Below are 20339 nucleotides of genomic sequence, written 5' to 3' on the forward strand. Positions count from 1 at the left end.
GCCCACGGCACGGCGCGTGAGCCGACGGTGCGCCCTCAGGTATGCGAACGGGCCCTCCACGTACGCGTGGAGGGCCCGTTCCGCTGTCCGCCGTCAGCGGCTCACGGCTTCAGCACCAGCGTGTCGCTCGTGCTCTTGTCGACCGCGTCCTTCGAGAAGGACCAGTCGAGCAGTTCGCCCTTGACCCACTTGCTCGTCTGGTCGGTGTAGTGGGCGCTGTAGGCGTGCCCCGAGGCGCCGGTGAGGTTGATCCACTTCGACTTGTCGAGGTCGCCGAGGTTGACCACCATCCGCATGGACGGGACCCAGACGACGCCGTAGCCGCCGGCGGCGTTCCAGCCGGTGGCGTTGACGGTGGCCTCGCCGCCGCTGAGCTTCCAGGGACCGCGGTTGAGCATGTACTTCAGGAATCCGGGGCCTTCGGTGCCGAGGGTCTGGTTCTTCAGGAACAGGCGGTGCAGCCGGCCCCAGCTCCAGGAGTCGATGTCCTTGCCGAGCTTGGCGGTCAGCTCCCAACGGGCGTCGATCATGGCGCGCTTGAACAGTTCGTCGCGGTTGGTGGCCTCGGGGCGGTCACCGACGCCCTTCGGCGTCGTCCACCAGTCGCTGTCCTCGTCGTCCATGAGGTTGCGCACGACCTCGAACCAGCGGTCGCCGCCGTCCGGCTGCGCCTGGTCGGGGTCGCGCTGGCCGCACTCGCGCACCTTGGTGTCCTCGTCGGCCGGGCCGGTGGAGTCGGCCTTGTCGACCCACAGGCACTGGCCCTCGACGCGGAGTTCCTTGGGCAGCTTGTTGCCGAAGGCGAGCTTGAGGATGTTGCGCCAGACCGAGTTGAAATAGGCGGCGGCCGCGGAGTCGGCGTCCTGGGTGTAGTCCCAGCCCTCAAGGAGCTTCTGCGCCTCGCGGACGTCCTTGTCGTCGATGTCGATCTTCAGCAGCTTGGGCACGAGCAGCTTGGCGATCTCGCTGCTGTTGTCGACCTGCATCTGGCGCATGTCGTCGGTGGAGATCTTGCCGCCGTCGTCGATCTTCGACTGGATCAGGTCGGTGATCCGCTGGCTGCGGGTGCCGTACCCCCAGTCCGTGGTGAGCGTGTAGGGGTACTTGTCCGGGTCGACGACGGCCTGGTTGGCGGTGACGATGTAGCCGCGCTTCGGGTTGTACTCGTAGGGCAGTTCGTCCTGCTGGATCCAGCCGGTCCAGCGGTACTTGGAGTCCCAGCCCGGTGCCGGGATCGAGCCGTCGTCGCCCTTCGCGCGCGTGGGGATCTTTCCGGGCAACGTGTAGCCGATGTTGGTGCTGTCGGCGTAGACCAGGTTCTGCGAGGGCACCTCGAACAGGGCGGCCGCGGCGCGGAAGTCGGTCCAGTTCTCGGCCTTGTCCATGGCGAAGACGGCGTCCATGGTGGTGCCCGCGTCCAGGGCGGTCCAGCGCAGGGAGATGCCGTAGCCGTCACCGCGGTCGGGCGCCGAGGCGTCGACGGTGGCCTTCTTGCCGACCTTGACGAGTTCGTCGTCGCGGTCGGACAGCAGGGGGCCGTTGTTGGTCTCGCGGACGACGATCTTCTTGGGCGCGCCTCCGGCGACCTTGATGGTCTCCTCGCGCGTGGTGAAGGGCCTCACCTTGCCGTCGTAGAGGTAGCCGTCGCTGCTGATCTTCTCCAGGTAGAGGTCGGTGACGTCGACGCCGGAGTTGGTCATGCCCCAGGCGATGTCCTGGTTGTGGCCGATGACCACGCCGGGCATGCCGGCGAAGGTGTAGCCGGTGACGTCGTACTGGCACTTGCTGGAGACGGTGCGGCAGTGCAGGCCCATCTGGTACCAGACGGACGGCAGCGAGGCCGACAGGTGCGGGTCGTTGGCGAGCAGTGGGCTGCCGGTGATCGTGTACTTGCCGGAGACGACCCAGGAGTTGGAGCCGATGCCGTTGCCGTTCACGCCGACGGCCGTGGGGACGTCGTCCAGGACGTCCTGGAGGCCCGCCAGCTGGCTCTGGAGGGCCGAGGAGGCCGAGGAGGTGCCCGTGCCCGTCGTACCGCTCGTGGAGGCCGAGGAGGACGCCGAGTCGCCCTGCTCGAACGTCCCCGTCAGCTCGTCGTACTGGCCCTCCTGGACGATCGCCTTGTTGCGGCTGTACGGGTAGTCCGGGTACAGGTCGGCGATCTGCTTGGGGCCGAGACGGCTGGTCATCAGGGCGCGGTCGATCTCGTCCTGCATGTTGCCGCGCAGGTCCCAGGCCATCGCCTTCAGCCAGGCGACCGAGTCGACGGGCGTCCATTCCTCGGGCTTGTAGTCGTTGGAGAAGCCCAGGGCCGCGTACTCCAGCGAGATCTCCTCGCCGTCCTTGCCCTTCAGGTAGGCGTTGACCCCCTTGGCGTACGCCTGGAGGTACTTCTTGGTGGAGGCCGACAGCTTGGTGTCGTACTCCTCCTTCGCGACCCGGTCCCAGCCGAGCGTGCGCAGGAACTCGTCGTTGTCGACCTGGCCCTTGCCGAACATCTCCGACAGGCGCCCGGAGGTCATGTGGCGGCGCACGTCCATCTCGTAGAACCGGTCCTGCGCCTGGACGTAGCCCTGCGCCATGAACAGGTCCTCGTCGGAGGAGGCGTAGATCTGCGGAATGCCGTAGCCGTCGCGCTGCACGTCGACCGGTCCGGACAGGCCTTCGAGCGTGATCGAACCCTTGGTCTGCGGGAAGGAGGCGCGGACGGTGCTGATGGACCAGTACGCCCCGTAGGCGACGCCCCCGATGATGGCCAGCACCAGGACGAGGACGATCAGACGGGCTTTGCGCCCCTTTTTCCTGCCGGACTTGCCGGGCTTCTGACCCGATGAGGCGGTGGTGTTGGGGGGCATCGCTGTCCTTGCTGTCCTAACGCGAGCGGCAGGCGGGGCTGTGACTTTGAATGAGCGCTGGAGCAACCATAGGCGCAGGGCCCGACGCCACTTGACGCGGAGTCGGCTACCGACGCGGACGGGCGTTCGATCTTGCCTTGAGGAGTGTCAAGAAATCGTCAAGAGTTAGGTAAGGTAACGAAGTACTTGGGTGCGGAGGCCCGCCACTTCGTGTCCTATGTACGTGAGCCCACGCGCGCGTGATGTGTGTGAGCCAGGGAAGGGAACAGCCGCTGACCGTCCACGACCTCAACCAGCTCCTGCTCGTCTGCTCGCTCGTCCTGCTCGTCGCCGTCGCAGCGGTCCGGATCTCCTCGCGCAGCGGGCTCCCCAGCCTGCTCGTGTATCTGGGCATCGGCGTCGCCATGGGCCAGGACGGCATCGGCGACATCCACTTCGACAACGCCGAACTGACCCAGGTCATCGGATACGCGGCCCTGGTCGTGATCCTGGCCGAGGGCGGTCTCGGCACGAAGTGGAAGGAGATCAAGCCGGCCCTGCCGGCCGCCACCGCGCTCGCGCTGGCGGGGGTCGCGGTGAGCGTCGGGATCACGGCGACGGCCGCGCACTACCTCATCGGCCTCGAGTGGCGCCAGGCGCTCATCATCGGAGCGGTCGTCTCCTCGACGGACGCGGCGGCGGTCTTCTCGGTCCTGCGCAGGATCCCCCTCCCCGCGCGCGTGACGGGCACGCTGGAGGCCGAGTCCGGCTTCAACGACGCCCCCGTGGTCATCCTGGTCGTCGCCTTCTCCACGGCGGGCCCGGTCGAGCACTGGTACGTGCTGCTCGGCGAGATAACCCTGGAGCTGGCCATCGGCGCCGCCATAGGCATCGCCGTCGGCTGGCTGGGCTCCTGGGGCCTTCGGCACGTGGCGCTGCCCGCCTCCGGCCTCTACCCGATCGCCGTCATGGCGATCGCCGTGACGGCGTACGCCGCCGGCGCGCTGGCGCACGGCAGCGGCTTCCTCGCCGTCTATCTCGCCTCCATGGCGATGGGCAACGCCAAGCTCCCGCACTGGCCCGCCACCCGCGGGTTCGCCGAAGGGCTCGGCTGGCTCGCCCAGATCGGCATGTTCGTCCTGCTAGGCCTGCTCGTCACCCCGCACGAACTCGGCGACGACGTGTGGCCCGCCCTCGTCATCGGCCTGGTGCTGACGATGGTCGCGCGCCCCCTGAGCGTCGTGCTGTGCCTGACCCCGTTCCGGCTGCCCTGGCAGGAGCAGACCCTCATGTCCTGGGCCGGGCTGCGCGGCGCCGTGCCCATCATTCTCGCGACGATCCCCATGGTGAACGGCGTCGACAGCAGCCGCCGCATCTTCAACATCGTCTTCGTCCTGGTCGTCGTCTACACCCTGGTCCAGGGGCCGACGCTGCCCTGGCTGGCCCGCCAGCTGCGCCTGGGCGAGGGCGCGGAGGCCGCCGACCTCGGCATCGAGTCGGCGCCCCTGGAGCGACTGCGCGGGCACCTGCTGTCCGTCGCGATCCCCGAGGGCTCGAAGATGCACGGCGTCGAGGTCAACGAGCTCCGGCTGCCCGCCGGAGCCGCCGTCACCCTCGTGGTCCGCGATGGAAAATCGTTCGTTCCGCTGCCCACGACGGTGCTGCGGCGCGGTGACGAGCTGCTCGTGGTCGCCACGGATCCCGTGCGGGACGCCGCGGAACGACGGCTGCGCGCGGTCGGGCACGGCGGCAAGCTGGCGGGGTGGCTGGGCACGAACGGCGAGGCCCCGCAGCGCTGACGCGCGGCGCGCTCCGGGCGCCCGGATGTCGTTAAGGGCGCGTTTCGCACTGTTCACACCTTTGGTAATCGCAGGTGAACAGCTCCATGGGTGCTCATTTTCACAGGCGTACCAGGCGTGGACCCCTGTACGATGAAGGCACATTCTGATCGAACCAACTCTGCCTGACGCAGTGCTGGCGCGACCGTATGGCGGCCGAGAAGCCCCTTCCGCAGTGGGCGCCGGTATCTACCGCAGTCCGCGCAAGAGGACAGCTCTCGGCGCCCCCGCACAGGCGCGCTACCAGGCGGCAGAAAGGCACGGGCCGTGGCATCCACGGTCACCTCCCGCCCGGGATACGGACAGCTGCTGCGCACCCGCGGCGCCTGGACGTTCCTGCTCCCCGGCTTCGCGGCGCGCCAGCCGTTCGCGATGCTGACGATCTCCATCGTGCTGCTCGTGCAGCACACCACCGGCTCGTACGGCGCGGCGGGCGCCGCCGCGGCCGTCACCGGCGTCTCCATGGCGCTGTTCGCGCCCTACAGCGGCCGCCTCGCCGACCGCTACGGGCAGCGCGCCGTGCTGATCCCCGGCGTGCTCGTGCACACGGCGTCGGGTCTGACCCTGACGGCGCTCGCGCTCTCGCACGCGCCCCTGTGGGCGCTGTTCGCGGCGGCCGTCCCCACCGGCGCCTCGGTGCCGCAGATCGGCCCGATGGTGCGCGCCCGCTGGGGCGTGAAGCTCCAGGGCTCACCCCTCATGACCACCGCGGCGGCCTTCGAGTCCGTCACGGACGAGCTGACCTTCGTCTTCGGCCCGCTGCTGGCCACCGCCCTGTGCACCGCCGTCGACCCGGCCGCGGGCCTGCTCACGGAGGCGGCACTGACCCTGCTCAGCGGCCTGCTGTTCGCCGCGCAGAAGAGCACGCAGCCCCTGGTCACTCTCGACGAGCACGCACGCGTGGAGCACGGTTCCGCGCTGCGCGTGCCCGGCGTGCGCGTGCTGATCGTGACGTTCCTGGGCATCGGATCCGTCTTCGGTGGCATGCAGGTCTCGCTGGCCGCGTTCACCGAGTCCATCGGCGAACCCGGTCTGAACGGCGTCCTGTACGGCGTCTTCGCCGCGGGCAACATGCTGTCCGGGATCGTCTGCGGCGCCATCGCGTGGAAGGCGGGCCCGCAGCAGCGCCTCGTCGTCGGGTACGGCGCGCTCGCGCTGGCGGCCTCCGGGCTGTGGGCCGCGCACTCGGTGCTCGCGCTCGCCGGGCTCGGCCTCCTGGTCGGCATGTGCATCGCGCCCGCGCTGATCACCGGCTACACGCTGGTGGAGAGCCTGGTGCCGGCCGGCGCCCGCACCGAGGCCTTCACCTGGCTGACCGGCGCGGTGGCGCTCGGTCAGGCGGCCGCCGTCACGGTCGCCGGACAGCTGGAGGACCGCTTCTGGGACGGTGCAGGATTCCTGGTCCCGATGGTCGGCACGCTGCTCGCCCTGGCGACCCTGCTGGCCCTCCGGTCACGCCTTACGTCGCGCCCCCGGACCCGGACCGTCGCACGTGGCGTCGGTCACCGCGTGCCGGTGGCGGTGGACTGATCCTCGGGAATACGTCACTATGGACCCTCGTTAGCACTCATTGAGTGAGAGTGCCAGGAGGAAGACAGTGCCGACCTACCAGTACCAGTGCACCGAGTGCGGCGAGGGCCTCGAGGCGGTGCAGAAGTTCACCGACGACGCCCTGACCGAGTGCCCCAACTGCGGTGGCCGCCTCAAGAAGGTGTTCTCCGCGGTCGGCATCGTCTTCAAGGGCTCCGGCTTCTACCGCAACGACAGCCGCGGCTCCTCGTCGAGCAGCTCGCCGGCGTCGTCGAAGCCGTCGACGCCCTCCACGTCCACCTCGACGTCGTCGTCCTCGGACTCGAAGTCGTCGAGCAGCGGCACCTCCTCCAGCAGCACCTCCGCCGCGTAAGGACTCATCCGCAGGACCCCGCAGTCGTACGACGGCGGGGTCCTCGGTGTTTCCGGCGCCCCGCGCTGCCCGGCGTACGGGCCAGCTAGTGTGCGGGGCATGGCGAACGCAGAGATCGGCGTAATCGGCGGCTCGGGCTTCTACTCGTTCCTCGACGACGTGACCGAGATCCAGGTGGACACCCCGTACGGGCCGCCCAGCGACTCCCTCTTCCTCGGTGAGATAGCGGGCCGGCGGGTCGCCTTCCTGCCCCGGCACGGCCGCGGCCACCATCTGCCGCCGCACCGGATCAACTACCGCGCCAACCTGTGGGCACTGCGGTCGGTCGGCGCGCGCCAGGTCCTCGGACCGTGCGCGGTGGGCGGTCTGCGCCCGGAGTACGGGCCGGGCACGCTGCTCGTGCCGGATCAGCTGGTCGACCGTACGAAGTCCCGCGTGGGGACGTACTTCGACGGGCTGCCGCTGCCCGGTGGCGCCGTGCCCAACGTGGTGCATGTGTCGCTCGCCGACCCCTACTGCCCTGTCGGGCGGACGGCCGCGCTGAAGGCGGCTCGTGGGCGGGACTGGGAGGCGGTGGACGGCGGGACTCTGGTCGTGATCGAGGGGCCGCGCTTCTCGACACGCGCCGAATCGTTGTGGCACCGGGCGCAGGGCTGGTCGGTGGTGGGCATGACCGGCCATCCCGAGGCGGCGCTCGCCCGTGAACTCGAGCTCTGCTACACGTCGTTGACGCTGGTCACAGACCTCGACGCGGGCGCCGAGACCGGTGAGGGCGTCTCGCACGACGAGGTGCTGCGAGTGTTCGCGGCGAACGTGGACCGGCTGCGGGGTGTGCTGTTCGACGCGGTGGCCGCGCTTCCCGCGAACGAGGAGCGGGACTGCCTGTGCACGACTGCGCTGGGCGGGATGGATCCCGGGTTCGAACTGCCGTGATCCTGTGGAAGGCGGCACCCCTTAACGGGCGGAACTCATCGTTCGGGTGAGGGAGTTGTCCACAACCGGCCGGTGATCCACCTGTCCCGGCGGGCGGCGGCGCGAGGCCTCATCGTGGCCTTGCAAGCCGATCCCTCGTGACAGGTGGTGGTTCCCCGTGTCCTTCGCTCCGTCTCCCTTCCCTCCTCCCCCTCCTCTCGCTGCGAACCCGCCGGGCGGCGACGCTCCCGCTCCGTGCGAGGTGCCGCACTTCGCTCCCGTGCGGGTTCGCGGCGGGCGGTACCAACTGGCCCGGCTCGTACGGCATCGCAGGCGGGCCGTGGCGGCGGGCCTCGCCGTCACCGCGGCCGCGCTGGTGGCGGTCGGTCCGGGCGACTCGGACGGGGCCCGCGGACATCCCGTGGCCGCGCCGGTACGGGAGCGGCGCGCCGTCGAGATGGTGACGGCGCCGGTGCGGATCGCCGACGGCGCCACGGTGCTGCTGCTGCGGCCCGGCGACCGGGTCGACGTGATCGCGGCCGAGACGACGGCGACGGGCGGCGACGCCCGCGTGATCGCGCGCGGGGCGCGGGTGAAGAAGGTGCCGGAGCCGCTGGAGGGCGTGGCGGACAGCGGGGCGCTGGTCGTGCTCTCGGTGCCGCGCGCCACGGCCGCGCGTCTCGCGGGCGCGAGTGCCACGGCACGGCTGGCGGTGACACTGTGTTGAGCCGTGCGGTGCGCCTGTTGCGCGAATTTCTGTCAAGTCCCCCTTTCGAGCTACCCAATTGGACACGGTCGCCTCGCGTTGACGTAGGTTGCGGAGCTGTTTGTTCCACAACCTGTGCATGCGAGAAGAGGCCTCCGAGTGAGCGAGAAGAAGCCGAGCGTCCTGGAGGGCTTCAAGACCTTCCTGACGCGCGGGAACGTCGTCGATCTGGCAGTAGCGGTGGTCATCGGCGCCGCCTTCACCAACGTCGTCAACTCAGTGGTGAAGGGCATGATCAACCCGCTGGTCGGAGCGATCGGCACCAAGAACCTCGACAGCTACAGCTTGTGCCTGAAGGACCCGTGCAAGGTCGCGGCGGACGGCACGGTGCAGAGCGGCGTCCCGATCATGTGGGGTTCGGTCATCGGCGCCACGCTCAGCTTCGTGATCACCGCGGCCGTCGTCTACTTCCTGATGGTGCTGCCGATGTCGAAGTACCTGGCCCGGCAGGAGGCCCGCAGGAAGGCCAAGGAGGGGACGCACGAGGTCATCGAGATCACCGAGCTGGAGGTCCTCAAGGAGATCCGCGACGCGCTGGTCGCACAGCGGGGGTCCGGGCACGACGAGCGCTGACGGCCACGGCCCGTCTGGTCCGGCGGGCGGCCGTCCGGCTCGGTCAGAGGTGGTGGGGCGGCTTCTCGTCCAGGAAGCGCTTCAGGTCGGCCGCGCTGTCGGCGCCGGGCCGCTCGCCCCAGCCGCGGTCCGTGTCGTCCGACGACTGCTGGTCCAGCGGGTCGTCGAAGATCAGCGACGGCTTCGGGGCGCGCGGCTCGGGGTCGGGGACGGTGCTCATGCGTCCAGGGTACGGCCCTGAGGGCGGGCGGTGTTCAGGTCCTGGCGGGAGCGGATCTCGTCCCCGCTCACACGGCCCGGAGCCCGTGGGTCTCGAAGATGCTTCTGGCCAGGGAGACCTGCTCCGGGGTGGGGCTGGGGGTGTCGTGCAGGGCGAAGGGCCGGCCGAGCGCCTGCCACTTGGCCTCGCCCAGCTTGTGGAAGGGCAGTACGTCGACGCGGCTGACGTTGCCGAGGGAGGCGGCGAAGGCGGCGACGCCGGCAATGTTCTCCGGGGCGTCGGTGAGGCCGGGGACCAGGACGAAGCGGACGTGGACCTCCTTGCCGAGGTCGGCCAGGCGCCGGGCGAGGTCGAGGGTCGGGTCCAACGGGCGGCCGGTGACCCTGCGGTAGATGGCGCGATCCCAGGACTTGATGTCGAGCAGGACCAGATCGGTGTCGCGCAGCAGGGCGTCGGTGGCGCGGACGCCGAGGAAGCCCGAGGTGTCGAGGGCGGTGTGCAGGCCGAGTTCGTGCTTGAAGCGGTGCAGCAGTTCGCCCGTGAAGACGGGCTGGAGCAGCGGCTCTCCCCCGCTGACGGTCGCGCCGCCGCCCGCGGCCGCGATGAACCGCCTGTACTTGCCGGCTTCGGCGACGATCTCGTCGGCCGTGGTGCGCTTGCCGTCGCGCATGCGCCAGGTGTCGGGGTTGTGGCAGTACAGGCAGGTCAGCGGGCAGCCGGACAGGAAAGCGACGAAGCGGGTGCCGGGGCCGTCGACGCCGGTCGACAGATCCCACGAGTGGACCGAGCCGACCACCGGGCGCCGGGTCGCCGCGGCGGCGGGGGTGGCCGCCGCGGCAAAGGCGCCGCCGCCCGTCGCCGGCGTGGTCGGCGGGGACGGAAGAAGCGTGGTCATCGCCCTGCTCCCTTACAGCGATCCGTGGAAGGTGCGGTTGATGACATCGAGCTGCTGCTCGCGCGTGAGGCGGATGAAGTTGACCGCGTATCCCGAGACCCGGATCGTCAGCTGCGGGTACTTCTCGGGGTGCTCCATCGCGTCCTCGAGGGTCGCCTTGTCGAGCACGTTGACGTTCATGTGGAAGCCGTCGCTCCCCATGAAGCCGTCCAGGACACCGGCAAGGTTGCCGACGCGCTCCTCGGGGGTGCGGCCGAGGGCGTCCGGGGTGATGGTGTTGGTCAGCGAGATGCCGTCCTCGGCGTCGTCGTACGGCAGCTTGGCCACCGAGAGCGCCGAGGCGATGTACCCGTGTTCGTCGCGGCCGTTCATGGGGTTCGCACCGGGCGCGAAGGGGGCGCCGGCGCGGCGGCCGTCGGGCGTGTTGCCGGTCTTCTTGCCGTAGACGACGTTCGAGGTGATCGTCAGGACCGACTGGGTGTGCACCGCGTCGCGGTACGTCGGGTGCCGGCGGATCTTCGCCATGAACTCGTGGACGATCCGGCGGGCGAGGTCGTCGGCACGGTCGTCGTTGTTGCCGTACGCCGGGTAGTCGCCCTCGACGACGTAGTCGACGGCGAGGCCCGTTTCGTCGCGGACGACCTTCACGCGTGCGTGCTTGATCGCGGACAGGGAGTCGGCGGCGACCGACAGTCCGGCGATGCCGCATGCCATGGTGCGCAGGATCTGCCGGTCGTGCAGGGCCATTTCGAGGCGCTCGTAGGCGTACTTGTCGTGCATGTAGTGGATGACGTCGAGCGCGTGGACGTAGGTCTTCGCGAGCCAGTCGAGCATGGCGTCGTAGCGGGCGAGGACGGTGTCGTAGTCGAGGTACTCGTCGGTGACGGGCTCGAAGCCCTCGACGATCGTCTTGCCGGAGACCTCGTCGCGGCCGCCGTTGATGGCGTACAGCAGCGCCTTGGCGACGTTCACGCGGGCGCCGAAGAACTGCATCTGCTTGCCCATGGCCATCGCGGAGACGCAGCAGGCGATGGCGGTGTCGTCGCCGTACTTGGGGCGCATCAGGTCGTCGGACTCGAACTGCAGGGCGCTGGTGTCGATGGCGACCTGGGCGGCGTACTTCTTGAAGGCCTCGGGGAGGCGCGGGGACCAGAAGACGGTGAGGTTGGGCTCGGGGGCGGGGCCGAGGTTGTAGAGGGTGTTGAGGGCGCGGAAGGTGGTGCGGGTGACCAGGGGACGCCCGTCCTCGCCGAGGCCCGCCATGGACCAGGTGACCCAGGTGGGGTCGCCGGAGTAGAGCTCGTTGTACTCGGGGGTGCGCAGGAAGCGCACGATGCGGAGCTTGATGACGAAGTCGTCGATCAGTTCCTGCGCTTCGGTCTCGGTGAGCAGGCCGCGTTCGATGTCGCGCTGGAGGTAGATGTCGAGGAAGGCGTCGATGCGGCCGATCGACATGGCGGCGCCGTTCTGCTCCTTGACGGCCGCGAGGTAGGCGAAGTAGAGCCACTGGACGGCCTCGCGGCCGGTGCGGGCGGGGCCGGAGATGTCGTGGCCGTAGGAGAGGGCCATGGCCTTGAGTTCTTCGAGGGCGCGGATCTGCTCGGCGACTTCCTCGCGTTCCTGGATGACCTCCGCACTCGGCCACTCGACTTCGAGTGCGCTTTTGTCCGCGCGCTTCGCGACGATGAGCCGGTCGACGCCGTACAGGGCGACGCGGCGGTAGTCGCCGATGATGCGGCCGCGGCCGTAGGCGTCGGGCAGGCCGGTGATGATGCCGGAGGAGCGGCAGGCGCGGATCTCGGGGGTGTAGGCGTCGAAGACGCCGTCGTTGTGGGTCTTGCGGAGCTTGGTGTAGATCTCCCGGACGGCGGGGTCGGCCTCGTACCCGTACGCGTTGAGGGCGCTCTCGACCATGCGCCAGCCTCCGTTGGGCATGATGGCGCGCTTGAGCGGGGCGTCGGTCTGGAGGCCGACGATCAGGTCGAGGTCGGGGTCGATCCAGCCGGGCGCGAAGGCGTCGATGCGGGACGGGGTGCTGACGTCGACGTCGTGGACGCCGCGCGCGATCTCGTCGGGGAACATCGCGAGGAGCTTGTCCCAGACCTTGGAGGTCCGCTCGGTGGGCCCGGCGAGGAAGCCGGCGTCGCCCTCGTAGGGGGCGTAGTTGCTCTGGACGAAGTCGCGGACGGCGATGGCGTCGCGCCACAGTCCGCCCCGGAAGCCGTCCCAGGCCCCCTCCCCCGGCGTCGGCGTCTGCTGGGCCGTCTCCTCGGTGGGAGTGACGGTGGTGGTCTCCGCAGGGACGGCAGTCATGGTCCGCACCTTCCGCATCGCTTCGTCGGTACGCGTCCATTCCACGCCCGTCGGGGCGGCGCGGCGGGCCGCGTTGGTCCCGAGTTGCGGGACGTAGGTCCCTCCGAGGGTCGGTCCCGGTGGCGATCGATGCGACTGAGCTGGCGTTTTCTCCGGGCCTTTGGACCTTCTTTCGCTTGTGAATACGTTCACAAGAATTTCCGGCCGGTATCTGCTGTGCTTGGACTCATGACGTCCAGTTCTGCTCCGACGCCCTCGGGCGGCCCCACGAGCCGCAGACCACTGCGCAGACTCACCGCCCGGGGTCGTGACGAGGCCCATCGGGTCGCCTCGCCCCTGGAACTCTTCTTCGACCTGTGCTTCGTCGTGGCCGTCGCCCAGGCGGGCGTCCAGCTCGTGCACTCCGTGGCCGAGTCGCACGCGGGCGAGGGGATCCTCAACTACGCGATGATCTTCTTCGCCATCTGGTGGGCCTGGATGAACTTCTCCTGGTTCGCCTCGGCGTACGACAACGACGACGTCCTCTACCGGGTCGTCACGCTGGTCCAGATCGCCGGGGTGCTGGTGCTCGCGGCGGGGGTGTCCCGGGCGTTCGAGGACCATGACTTCCTGTTCGTCTGGTTGGGCTACCTGATCATGAGGCTCGCCATGGTGGCGCAATGGCTGCGCGTGGCGCGGTCGAGCGAGGGCGCGGAGAGAACGACGGCGCTGCGGTACGCCGGTGGCGTGCTGCTCTGCCAGGTCGGCTGGCTGGGACTGTTCCTGCCTGAGGACATGCGGCCCTGGGTGTTCCTGGTGATGGCGATCCTCGAAATGTGCGTGCCCATGTACGCGGAGAAGGACTTCGCCACGTCCTGGCATCCGCACCACATCTCCGAGCGCTACGGCCTGTTCACCATCATCGTGCTCGGCGAGACCATCGCCGCGGCCACCATCGCCGTGAAGACCGCCGCCGACGAGAACGACGCGCTCGACGAGCTCCTGCCGATCGCCATGGGCGGGCTGCTGATCATCTTCGCCGCCTGGTGGATCTACTTCGCGGTGCCCATCCACGGCCATCTGCGCTCCAACAAGCAGGCGTTCCTGTGGGGCTATGGCCACTACCTGATCTTCGCCTCGGCCGCCGCGATCGGCGCCGGCCTGGAGGTGGCGGTGGAACAGGCGGTCGGCAAGGCGCACATCTCCACGCTGGCCGCGTCGGCCGCGGTGACCCTGCCGACGGCGCTCTACCTGCTCACCGTCTGGGCCCTGCACTCACGCCACTTCAAGGTGGGCACCGCGCAGCAGCTGGTGCTGCCGACCACGGCACTGCTGGTGATCGTCTGCACCTTCCTCGGCGACTGGGCCGTGCTCGCGGCGGGCATCGTCTCGGCGCTCGCGGTGGCGACCGGCGTGACGCTGACGGCGCGCATGGCGGACCGGGAGCGCCGAGAGGCCACGCCGGTGGCGTGAGGTGCCGGTGCCTGGATCAAACTGGTCCCATGACAGTTGACGCCCTGACGGACGTCGCCGGCGTGCGTGTGGGTCATGCGACGCGCGTGGGCGACGGTTGGCTCACCGGCACCACGGTCGTCCTCGCCCCTGAGGGCGGGGCCGTCGCCGCCGTGGATGTGCGCGGCGGCGGCCCGGGCACCAAGGAGACCGACGCGCTCGATCCCCGCAACGTCGTGCGGAGCGTCGAGGCGATCGTGCTCACCGGCGGCAGCGCGTACGGGCTCGACGCCGCGTCCGGTGTGATGGCGTGGCTGGAGGAGCAGGGGCGTGGGGTGCCTGTCGGGGCGGACCCGGCGCACGTCGTGCCCGTCGTGCCTGCCGCCTGCATCTTCGATCTGGGGCGGGGTGGCGATTTCCGGGCCAGGCCGGACGCGGCCACCGGCCGGGCCGCGGTCGAGGCGGCCGCGGCCGGCGCGGTCGGCGCGCGGGTGCGGGAAGGGAGCGTGGGCGCTGGTACGGGCGCCGTGGTCGGCGCGATGAAGGGCGGCGTCGGCAGCGCGAGCACCGTCCTCGCCTCGGGGATCACGGTCGCCGCGCTGGTGGTCGCCAACGCGGCGGGCTCCGTGCTGGACCCGGAAACGGGGGTTCTGTACGGGGAGTTGTTCCAGGGGCGCGTGGACTATCCGGAGGCGCGTGTCCATGAGGCCGCGCGCCGGCGCCTCGCCGAGACCGCCTCGAAGAACGCGCCGCCTCTTCTCAACACGACGCTCGCGGTCGTCGCCACCGATGCCGAATTGTCGAAGGCGCAGGCGCAGAAGCTCGCCGGCACGGCGCACGACGGCATCGCGCGCGCCGTGCGGCCCGTACATCTGCTCAACGACGGCGACACGGTGTTCACGCTGGCGACGGGGCAGCGCCCGCTCGACGCCGAGCACCCGCTCGCGCTCAACCCGCTGCTGGAGGCCGGCGCAGATGTGGTGACGCGCGCGCTCGTGCGCGCCGTGCGCGCGGCGGAGTCGGTGGACGGGCCGGGTGGGGTGTGGCCGTCGTACGGGGAGTTGTACGGGGGCGGCGACGGGCGCGGGTAGCCGCGTCGGGGTTGGGGGCGGGGCCGGCGACAGGGCGCGTGGCTCGGCATGAGCTCCGCGCCCTGAGTCGCAGAGACGTCTGATCGCGGCGCGTGGCTGGCTCGACACGCCCCAACCGGCCTTCTTGTGCGGGCGTTGGTGGGGGCGCCCGGTGTCTGGCTTGCGGTGCGCCCGGTGTCTGGCCTGCGGTGCGCCCGCGCCCCACCCGGAGCGCACGCCCCGGAGCGTGACGATCCGGTCCCGCCGTGCCGTGGGTGGCGCAATTCGTACGGGGGATTGTCCCGGTTGTGTCACGTGATGTCGTTCACGGCGAGGGGAGGGAACCCGACCGGCCATGGATGCGCTCTTTCTCCACACATTGGAGCGGATCACGCACATCACACGAACCTGGAGCAGCTCGTGACAACGCCGGACATAGCAGCGCGGCGCGCACTCGGGGCCTGTGCCGTCCTGGCGGTCGGCGCCCTCACTCTCACCGCCTGTGGCAGCGGCGCCGGCGCCAAGAACGACGACGGGAAGGGCGGCGGGGACTCGCCGAAGACGTCCGAGGCGAAGATCGTCATCTCGGCGAAGGACGGTTCGACAGGCGCGTCGATCAACTCCACGGGGGTGAAGGTCAGCGGGGGTGAGCTGACCGACGTGAAGATGACGGTGGCGGGGACGGGGCAGGACGTGCCCGGCTTCATATCCGCCAACGGCGGGAGCTGGAAGCCCAAGGAGCAGCTGGAGCGGGGGACGAGGTACGAGATATCGGCGACCGCGAAGGACTCGGACGGGCGGAGCTCCGCGGCCGACTCGACGTTCACCACGGTCAGTAAGGCGAACAGCTTCATCGGGACGTACACGCCGGACGGCGGGACGACGGTGGGCGTCGGGATGCCGGTGTCGTTCAACTTCGACAAGGTGATCAGCGACAAGAAGGCCGTGCAGTCGCACATCACTGTCACGGCGAGCAGCGGGCAGAAGGTGGTCGGGCACTGGTTCGGGTCGCAGCGGCTCGACTTCCGGCCGGAGGAGTACTGGAAGGCCGGCTCCAAGGTCACGATGAAGATCGACCTGGACGGTGTCGAGGGCGCGAACGACGTCTTCGGGGTGCAGAAGAAGACCGTGAGCTTCACCATCGGGCGGTCGCAGGTCTCCACCGTCGACGCCGACACACAGACCATGACGGTCGTGCGGGACGGCAAGACCCTCAAGAAGGTGCCGATCTCGACGGGCAGCCCCGACTTCACCACGTACAACGGGCAGATGGTGATCTCCGAGAAGTTCACCAAGCTGCGCATGGACAGCAGGACGGTCGGCCTCGACAACGCCTACGACATCCCGGACGTGCCGCACGCGATGCGGCTGACGCAGTCGGGGACGTTCATTCACGGCAACTACTGGTACAACAAGAGCAACCCGCCCTTCGGCCGGCAGGCCACCAGCCATGGGTGCGTCGGACTCCAGGACGTGCAGGGCGGACAGGGGGACACGAGCGCCGCGTGGTTCTACGACAACTCCATGGTCGGGGATGTCGTGATCGTCAAGGACTCCCCCGACAAGACGGTGTCGCCGGACAACGGGTTCAACGGCTGGAACATGCCGTGGACGCAGTGGGTCGCGGGAAGCGCCGTGTGAGCGCCCGCCGAGCGCCGGGGCGCACCCGCGTGACGGTGCGCCGTCCGGGGCGCCAAGAAGCGGTAAGTGCCTTCTGACCGGCGGGTTTTGACGGATCTTCGGGTCGCGTGGGAACTTCTCACGCGGCCCGCGCGTTTTCTGTGCGCACGTTTTCTCGGTTCCCGGACATGATGTCCGACCGAGGGGCTACGGTATGCACCCACAAGGTGACATGCAGCAACGCCGGGAGAAACCTTGAGCGTTCCGTACGAGACAGCAGCGTACGAGCCACGCGAGTCGCCCGAGTCTCCGGAGGAGCACCTCGCGCGACTCCTCGGCCGCGCGCTGAACTCCTTCGAGCTGCCCGACGAGACGATACGGCGACTCGACTGCGCGCTCGCGCACGACAGCTCGCTGCACTCCGCGCACCACAGCGCGGGGCTGCACCGCGAGACGTACCGCCACACCTGGCTGCTGGCCGACGGCTCGGCGCTCACACTGTGGGAGCTCGTTCACAACACCGCGCCGGGCAGCGTCCCGCAGCACGAGGTGTACGTCGACGAGGAGGAACTGCGCGCCGCCACGGCGCGGCTGCCCCTGCCGCCTGACACCCCGGACTTCGAGCTGCCGGTGACGGTGCAGCTGTCGCCGGTCCCCGCGCCCCGGCACGCGTACGTGCCCGACGACTCGGCGGACCACGCGCGGCGGGTCCTGCGGCGCGCGGAGAACCCGGACCGGCCGGGCTCGGAGACGGCCGCACTGCTGACGACGGCGTTCGCGCACCAGATCACGCAGGCCTTCGGACGGCCGTGCCGGGCGGGACGGATCGGGCTGTGCTTCTCGCTCTACGAGCACGCGTTCCTGCTGCGTGACGGCAAGGAGATCTCCCTGTGGGAGGTCGAGCACACGGCCACGCCCGACGGGCGGCACATGTGCGAGGTGTACGTCTCGGAGGACGCGGCGCGGGATGCGATGGAGCGGCGCGCGGCGCGGGTGTCGTGAGCCCCGGTACGAGCCCTCGCGCGCGCCGTTCGGCGTGAGCCGCGCAGTCAGCCTCACGGCGTGAGCCCCGGCGCGCTTCTGCCTGCGGGAGCCGTCCCGGGCGCTTGGTCAGCGGCCGTTGCTGAGCTGTCGTACGAGTCCCGCGAACGCGTCCATCTCCGCAGGACTGAGCTGGACGGACTCCAGGTCGGGGCCGGTCTGCCGCTGGTACGGGAGGACCGGGAGCATGGCGGAGCGGCCCCACAGGGCGGCCTCGCGGCTGCGGCGCAGGACGCGGGTCAGGCCGATCGCCCAGACGACGGTCGCCAGGGCGAGGACGGCCAGGCCCGTCAGCTGGTAGATCGAGACGTGCTCAGGCATGCGCTCCAGTAGACACCACGGTCCGGGACTTTGGTCCCGGACCGTGACGTATCTCGCAGGTGCCGTGAACAACTCACAGCTTCCCAAAGGGACATACAGCCGTTGAAACGGCCCCGGCCGGTCGCGCGGGGGCGGGCCGCCTGGGCCCGCCCCGTCCTGCCGCCGCTTACGCGGCGACGGGCTGCTTCGCCTCCTCCGCGGGAGCCGCCGCGGGCTCGCCGGAGTCGGTGGCCGCGCCGCCCGGGGCCGTCTTGCGCAGGCCCTTGAGGACGATGACCAGGCCTGCCGTGACCGCGGTGCCGATGGCGATGGCCAGCAGGTAGAGGAACGGCTTGCCGATCAGGAACGTGACCCAGATGCCGCCGTGCGGGGCGCGCAGGGTCGAGCCGAAGGCCATGGTCAGCGCGCCGGTGACCGCGCCGCCCGCCATGGAGGCGGGGATGACTCGCAGCGGGTCGGCCGCGGCGAACGGGATGGCGCCCTCGGAGATGAAGGAGGCACCCAGCACCCAGGCCGCCTTGCCGTTCTCGCGCTCCGTCTCGGTGAACAGCTTCTTGCGGACGGTCGTCGCGAGGGCCATGCCCAGCGGGGGCACCATGCCGGCGGCCATCACGGCGGCCATGACCTTCATCGCCGAGTCGCTGGGGTCCTGTACGGCGATGCCGGCGGTGGCGAAGGCGTACGCGACCTTGTTGACGGGGCCGCCCAGGTCGAAGCACATCATCAGGCCGAGGAGGATGCCGAGGAGGATGGCGTTGGTGCCGGAGAGGCCGTTCAGCCAGTCCGTCATGGCCTTCTGGGCCTCGGCGATCGGCTTGCCGATCACGATGAACATCAGGAAGCCGACGACGATCGACGACAGCAACGGGATCACGACCACCGGCATGATGCCGCGCAGTACCGGCGGGATCTTGACCCGCTGGATGGCGAGGACGACACCACCGGCCAGCAGACCGGCGACCAGGCCGCCGAGGAAGCCGGCGGCGATGTTGACGGAGATCATGCCGCCGACGAAGCCGGGCACGAGGCCGGGCCGGTCCGCCATGCCGTACGCGATGTAGCCGGCGAGGACGGGGATCAGGAAGCCGAAGGCGACCCCGCCGATCTGGAAGAGCAGCGCGCCCCAGCTGTCGACCTGGCCCCAGTCGAAGTGCTCGGTGACGGACTTGGCCTCGTTGATCTGGTAGCCGCCGATCGCGAAGCCGAGGGCGATCAACAGACCGCCGGCGGCGACGAACGGGACCATGTAGCTCACGCCGGTCATCAACCACTTGCGCAGCTTGGTGCCGTAGCTGTCGCCGGCGTCGCCCGCGCGCTCGACCGGCGTGGATGCGGACCCGGGGGCGCCCGTCACCTCACCGCGCGCCGCCTTCCCGCGCACCTCGCCGATCAGCTCGGCGGGGCGGTTGATGCCCGCCTTCACGCCGACGTCGACGGTCGGCTTGCCGGCGAAGCGGTCCTTGTCGCGTACGGGGACGTCGTGGGCGAAGATCACGCCGTCCGCCGCGGCGATGACGGCCGGGTCGAGCCGGGTGAAGCCGGCCGAGCCCTGTGTCTCGACGACGAGTTCGACGCCCGCCTCGCGGCCCGCGTTCTCCAGGGACTCGGCCGCCATGTAGGTGTGGGCGATACCGGTCGGACAGGAGGTGACGGCGACGATGCGGAAGGGGCGCTCGCCCTCGCCGCGCGCGCCGCTCGCGTCCGTGGCGCCCGGCGCCGGGGCCGTATTACCCGTGGCGGTATCGGCGGAGGCCGCCCCCGACACCGCCACGGAGTCTGCAGAGGCGCCCGCGGGGGCGCTCCCGGCGCTCTTCGCGCCCTCGGCGGCGCTCGCGGAAGCGTCCGCGCCCCCCGCGTCCGCCGCTGGCGCGTCCCCGCGGATCAGCGCCGCCGCCGTCTCCGCGTCCCCCGCCGACCGCAGCGCGTCGGTGAACTCGGCGTTCATCAACTGCCGTGCCAGCGACGAGAGGATCGTCAGGTGGGCGTCGTCGGCGCCGGCGGGCGCCGCGATCAGGAAGATCAGGTCGGCGGGGCCGTCCGCCGCGCCGAAGTCGACACCGGCCGCACTGCGCCCGAAGGCGAGCGTCGGCTCGGTGACGTGCTCGCTGCGGCAGTGCGGGATGCCGATGCCGCCGTCGAGGCCGGTCGGCATCTGGGCCTCGCGGGCGGCCACGTCGGCGAGGAAGCCGTCCAGGTCGGTCACCCGGCCCAGGGAGACCATGCGTTCGGCGAGGGCGCGTGCCGCCGCTTCCTTGGTGTCGGCGGACAGGTCGAGATCGACCAGGTCCGCGGTGATCATGTCGCTCATCGCGGGCTCCTTCGCACGCGTATCGCCCGAGGAGAGAGGTGGGCGAGGGCGGGGGTGGGGACGGGGCGGTGGGGGGCTTTTCCGGGGGTGGTGGGGGCGGAGCCGGGGAAGCTCCGCCCCCACCGGGCGGCAGGGCGGCTCAGGTGGCCCTGCCTCCCGCAGGCCGCGGCGAGTAACGGGGAGCCTCGCCGCTTCATGGCCGGTTCATGGGAGGGTGCGGCGCACGCCAGGGGCGCAGGCAGCGTCGTGGCCGCGCCGCGCACCAGGGGCGCCGGCGCCTTCGTACGTGCGCCG

Annotated in this window: 16 protein-coding genes; 10 read left to right on the forward strand and 6 right to left on the reverse strand. The window is 70.3% G+C overall.

Annotated features, from left to right (window positions below; genetic code table 11):
- Positions 1–101: 101 nt before the first annotated feature.
- Positions 102–2855, reverse strand: a complete 2754-nt coding sequence (locus ABZ928_RS14200; RefSeq protein WP_361518009.1) for a penicillin acylase family protein — start codon at positions 2853–2855, stop codon at positions 102–104.
- Between the two features lie 242 nt (positions 2856–3097).
- Here ABZ928_RS14200 and ABZ928_RS14205 point away from each other — a divergent pair, with 242 nt between their 5' ends.
- From ABZ928_RS14205 to mscL, 6 genes are all read left to right on the forward strand, one after another.
- Positions 3098–4633, forward strand: a complete 1536-nt coding sequence (locus ABZ928_RS14205) for a potassium/proton antiporter (protein ID WP_361518011.1) — start codon at positions 3098–3100, stop codon at positions 4631–4633.
- A gap of 306 nt (positions 4634–4939) precedes the next feature.
- A complete protein-coding gene (locus ABZ928_RS14210; RefSeq protein ID WP_361518012.1) occupies positions 4940–6202 on the forward strand; it encodes an MFS transporter in 1263 nt (420 codons plus the stop codon).
- Between the two features lie 67 nt (positions 6203–6269).
- Positions 6270–6575, forward strand: a complete 306-nt coding sequence (locus tag ABZ928_RS14215) for an FmdB family zinc ribbon protein (protein ID WP_361518013.1) — start codon at positions 6270–6272, stop codon at positions 6573–6575.
- Between the two features lie 99 nt (positions 6576–6674).
- On the forward strand, positions 6675–7508 hold the full coding sequence (locus tag ABZ928_RS14220; RefSeq protein ID WP_361518015.1) for an S-methyl-5'-thioadenosine phosphorylase: 834 nt from the start codon (positions 6675–6677) through the stop codon (positions 7506–7508).
- 157 nt (positions 7509–7665) lie between these two features.
- Positions 7666–8214 (forward strand): hypothetical protein, encoded by a 549-nt coding sequence (locus tag ABZ928_RS14225; RefSeq protein ID WP_361518017.1) that lies wholly within the window; start codon positions 7666–7668, stop codon positions 8212–8214.
- Between the two features lie 138 nt (positions 8215–8352).
- Positions 8353–8826 (forward strand): large conductance mechanosensitive channel protein MscL, encoded by a 474-nt coding sequence (gene mscL, locus ABZ928_RS14230; protein WP_361518019.1) that lies wholly within the window; start codon positions 8353–8355, stop codon positions 8824–8826.
- 43 nt (positions 8827–8869) lie between these two features.
- Here mscL and ABZ928_RS14235 read toward each other — a convergent pair whose 3' ends face one another.
- The 3 genes from ABZ928_RS14235 to pflB all read right to left on the reverse strand — a co-directional run bounded on the left by ABZ928_RS14235 (position 8870) and on the right by pflB (position 12254).
- Positions 8870–9046, reverse strand: a complete 177-nt coding sequence (locus ABZ928_RS14235) for a hypothetical protein (RefSeq protein ID WP_361518020.1) — start codon at positions 9044–9046, stop codon at positions 8870–8872.
- Positions 9047–9113: 67 nt separating this feature from the next.
- On the reverse strand, positions 9114–9941 hold the full coding sequence (gene pflA, locus ABZ928_RS14240; RefSeq protein ID WP_361518022.1) for a pyruvate formate-lyase-activating protein: 828 nt from the start codon (positions 9939–9941) through the stop codon (positions 9114–9116).
- Between the two features lie 12 nt (positions 9942–9953).
- On the reverse strand, positions 9954–12254 hold the full coding sequence (gene pflB, locus ABZ928_RS14245; RefSeq protein WP_361518024.1) for a formate C-acetyltransferase: 2301 nt from the start codon (positions 12252–12254) through the stop codon (positions 9954–9956).
- Between the two features lie 228 nt (positions 12255–12482).
- On the opposite strand from pflB, the gene ABZ928_RS14250 reads away from it, so the two are divergent.
- The 4 genes from ABZ928_RS14250 to ABZ928_RS14265 all read left to right on the forward strand — a co-directional run bounded on the left by ABZ928_RS14250 (position 12483) and on the right by ABZ928_RS14265 (position 17377).
- Positions 12483–13706, forward strand: coding sequence for a low temperature requirement protein A (locus tag ABZ928_RS14250; RefSeq protein WP_361518026.1), 1224 nt, complete (start codon positions 12483–12485; stop codon positions 13704–13706).
- 29 nt (positions 13707–13735) lie between these two features.
- The gene (locus ABZ928_RS14255) at positions 13736–14776 is read left to right on the forward strand and encodes a P1 family peptidase (RefSeq protein ID WP_361518028.1); all 1041 of its coding nucleotides are present in this window, start codon (positions 13736–13738) and stop codon (positions 14774–14776) included.
- 399 nt (positions 14777–15175) lie between these two features.
- A complete protein-coding gene (locus ABZ928_RS14260; RefSeq protein WP_361518030.1) occupies positions 15176–16396 on the forward strand; it encodes an Ig-like domain-containing protein in 1221 nt (406 codons plus the stop codon).
- 234 nt (positions 16397–16630) lie between these two features.
- Positions 16631–17377 (forward strand): DUF6227 family protein, encoded by a 747-nt coding sequence (locus ABZ928_RS14265; RefSeq protein ID WP_361518032.1) that lies wholly within the window; start codon positions 16631–16633, stop codon positions 17375–17377.
- Positions 17378–17485: 108 nt separating this feature from the next.
- On the opposite strand, the gene ABZ928_RS14270 is transcribed toward ABZ928_RS14265, so the two are convergent.
- Together ABZ928_RS14270 and ABZ928_RS14275 are read right to left on the reverse strand one after the other, a co-directional pair.
- Positions 17486–17737 carry a hypothetical protein gene (locus ABZ928_RS14270; RefSeq protein WP_361518033.1) on the reverse strand — a complete coding sequence of 84 codons (252 nt, stop codon included), beginning with the start codon at positions 17735–17737 and terminating at the stop codon, positions 17486–17488.
- 166 nt (positions 17738–17903) lie between these two features.
- Complete coding sequence (locus ABZ928_RS14275; RefSeq protein WP_361518034.1) at positions 17904–20045, reverse strand: fructose-specific PTS transporter subunit EIIC; 2142 nt, start codon at positions 20043–20045, stop codon at positions 17904–17906.
- Positions 20046–20339 lie beyond the last annotated feature (294 nt).

The sequence above is a fragment of the Streptomyces sp. NPDC046909 genome (assembly GCF_040644695.1).
Taxonomy (GTDB): domain Bacteria; phylum Actinomycetota; class Actinomycetes; order Streptomycetales; family Streptomycetaceae; genus Streptomyces.

Bases quoted from the DNA above. Each gene is read 5' to 3' on its own strand.
- ABZ928_RS14200 (WP_361518009.1), bottom strand. From the start codon at position 2,855: ATGCCCCCCAACACCACCGCCTCATCGGGTCAGAAGCCCGGCAAGTCC.
- ABZ928_RS14205 (WP_361518011.1), top strand. From the start codon at position 3,098: ATGTGTGTGAGCCAGGGAAGGGAACAGCCGCTGACCGTCCACGACCTC.
- ABZ928_RS14220 (WP_361518015.1), top strand. From the start codon at position 6,675: ATGGCGAACGCAGAGATCGGCGTAATCGGCGGCTCGGGCTTCTACTCG.
- ABZ928_RS14235 (WP_361518020.1), bottom strand. From the start codon at position 9,046: ATGAGCACCGTCCCCGACCCCGAGCCGCGCGCCCCGAAGCCGTCGCTG.
- pflA (WP_361518022.1), bottom strand. From the start codon at position 9,941: ATGACCACGCTTCTTCCGTCCCCGCCGACCACGCCGGCGACGGGCGGC.
- pflB (WP_361518024.1), bottom strand. From the start codon at position 12,254: ATGACTGCCGTCCCTGCGGAGACCACCACCGTCACTCCCACCGAGGAG.
- ABZ928_RS14250 (WP_361518026.1), top strand. From the start codon at position 12,483: ATGACGTCCAGTTCTGCTCCGACGCCCTCGGGCGGCCCCACGAGCCGC.
- ABZ928_RS14255 (WP_361518028.1), top strand. From the start codon at position 13,736: ATGACAGTTGACGCCCTGACGGACGTCGCCGGCGTGCGTGTGGGTCAT.
- ABZ928_RS14270 (WP_361518033.1), bottom strand. From the start codon at position 17,737: ATGCCTGAGCACGTCTCGATCTACCAGCTGACGGGCCTGGCCGTCCTC.
- ABZ928_RS14275 (WP_361518034.1), bottom strand. From the start codon at position 20,045: ATGAGCGACATGATCACCGCGGACCTGGTCGATCTCGACCTGTCCGCC.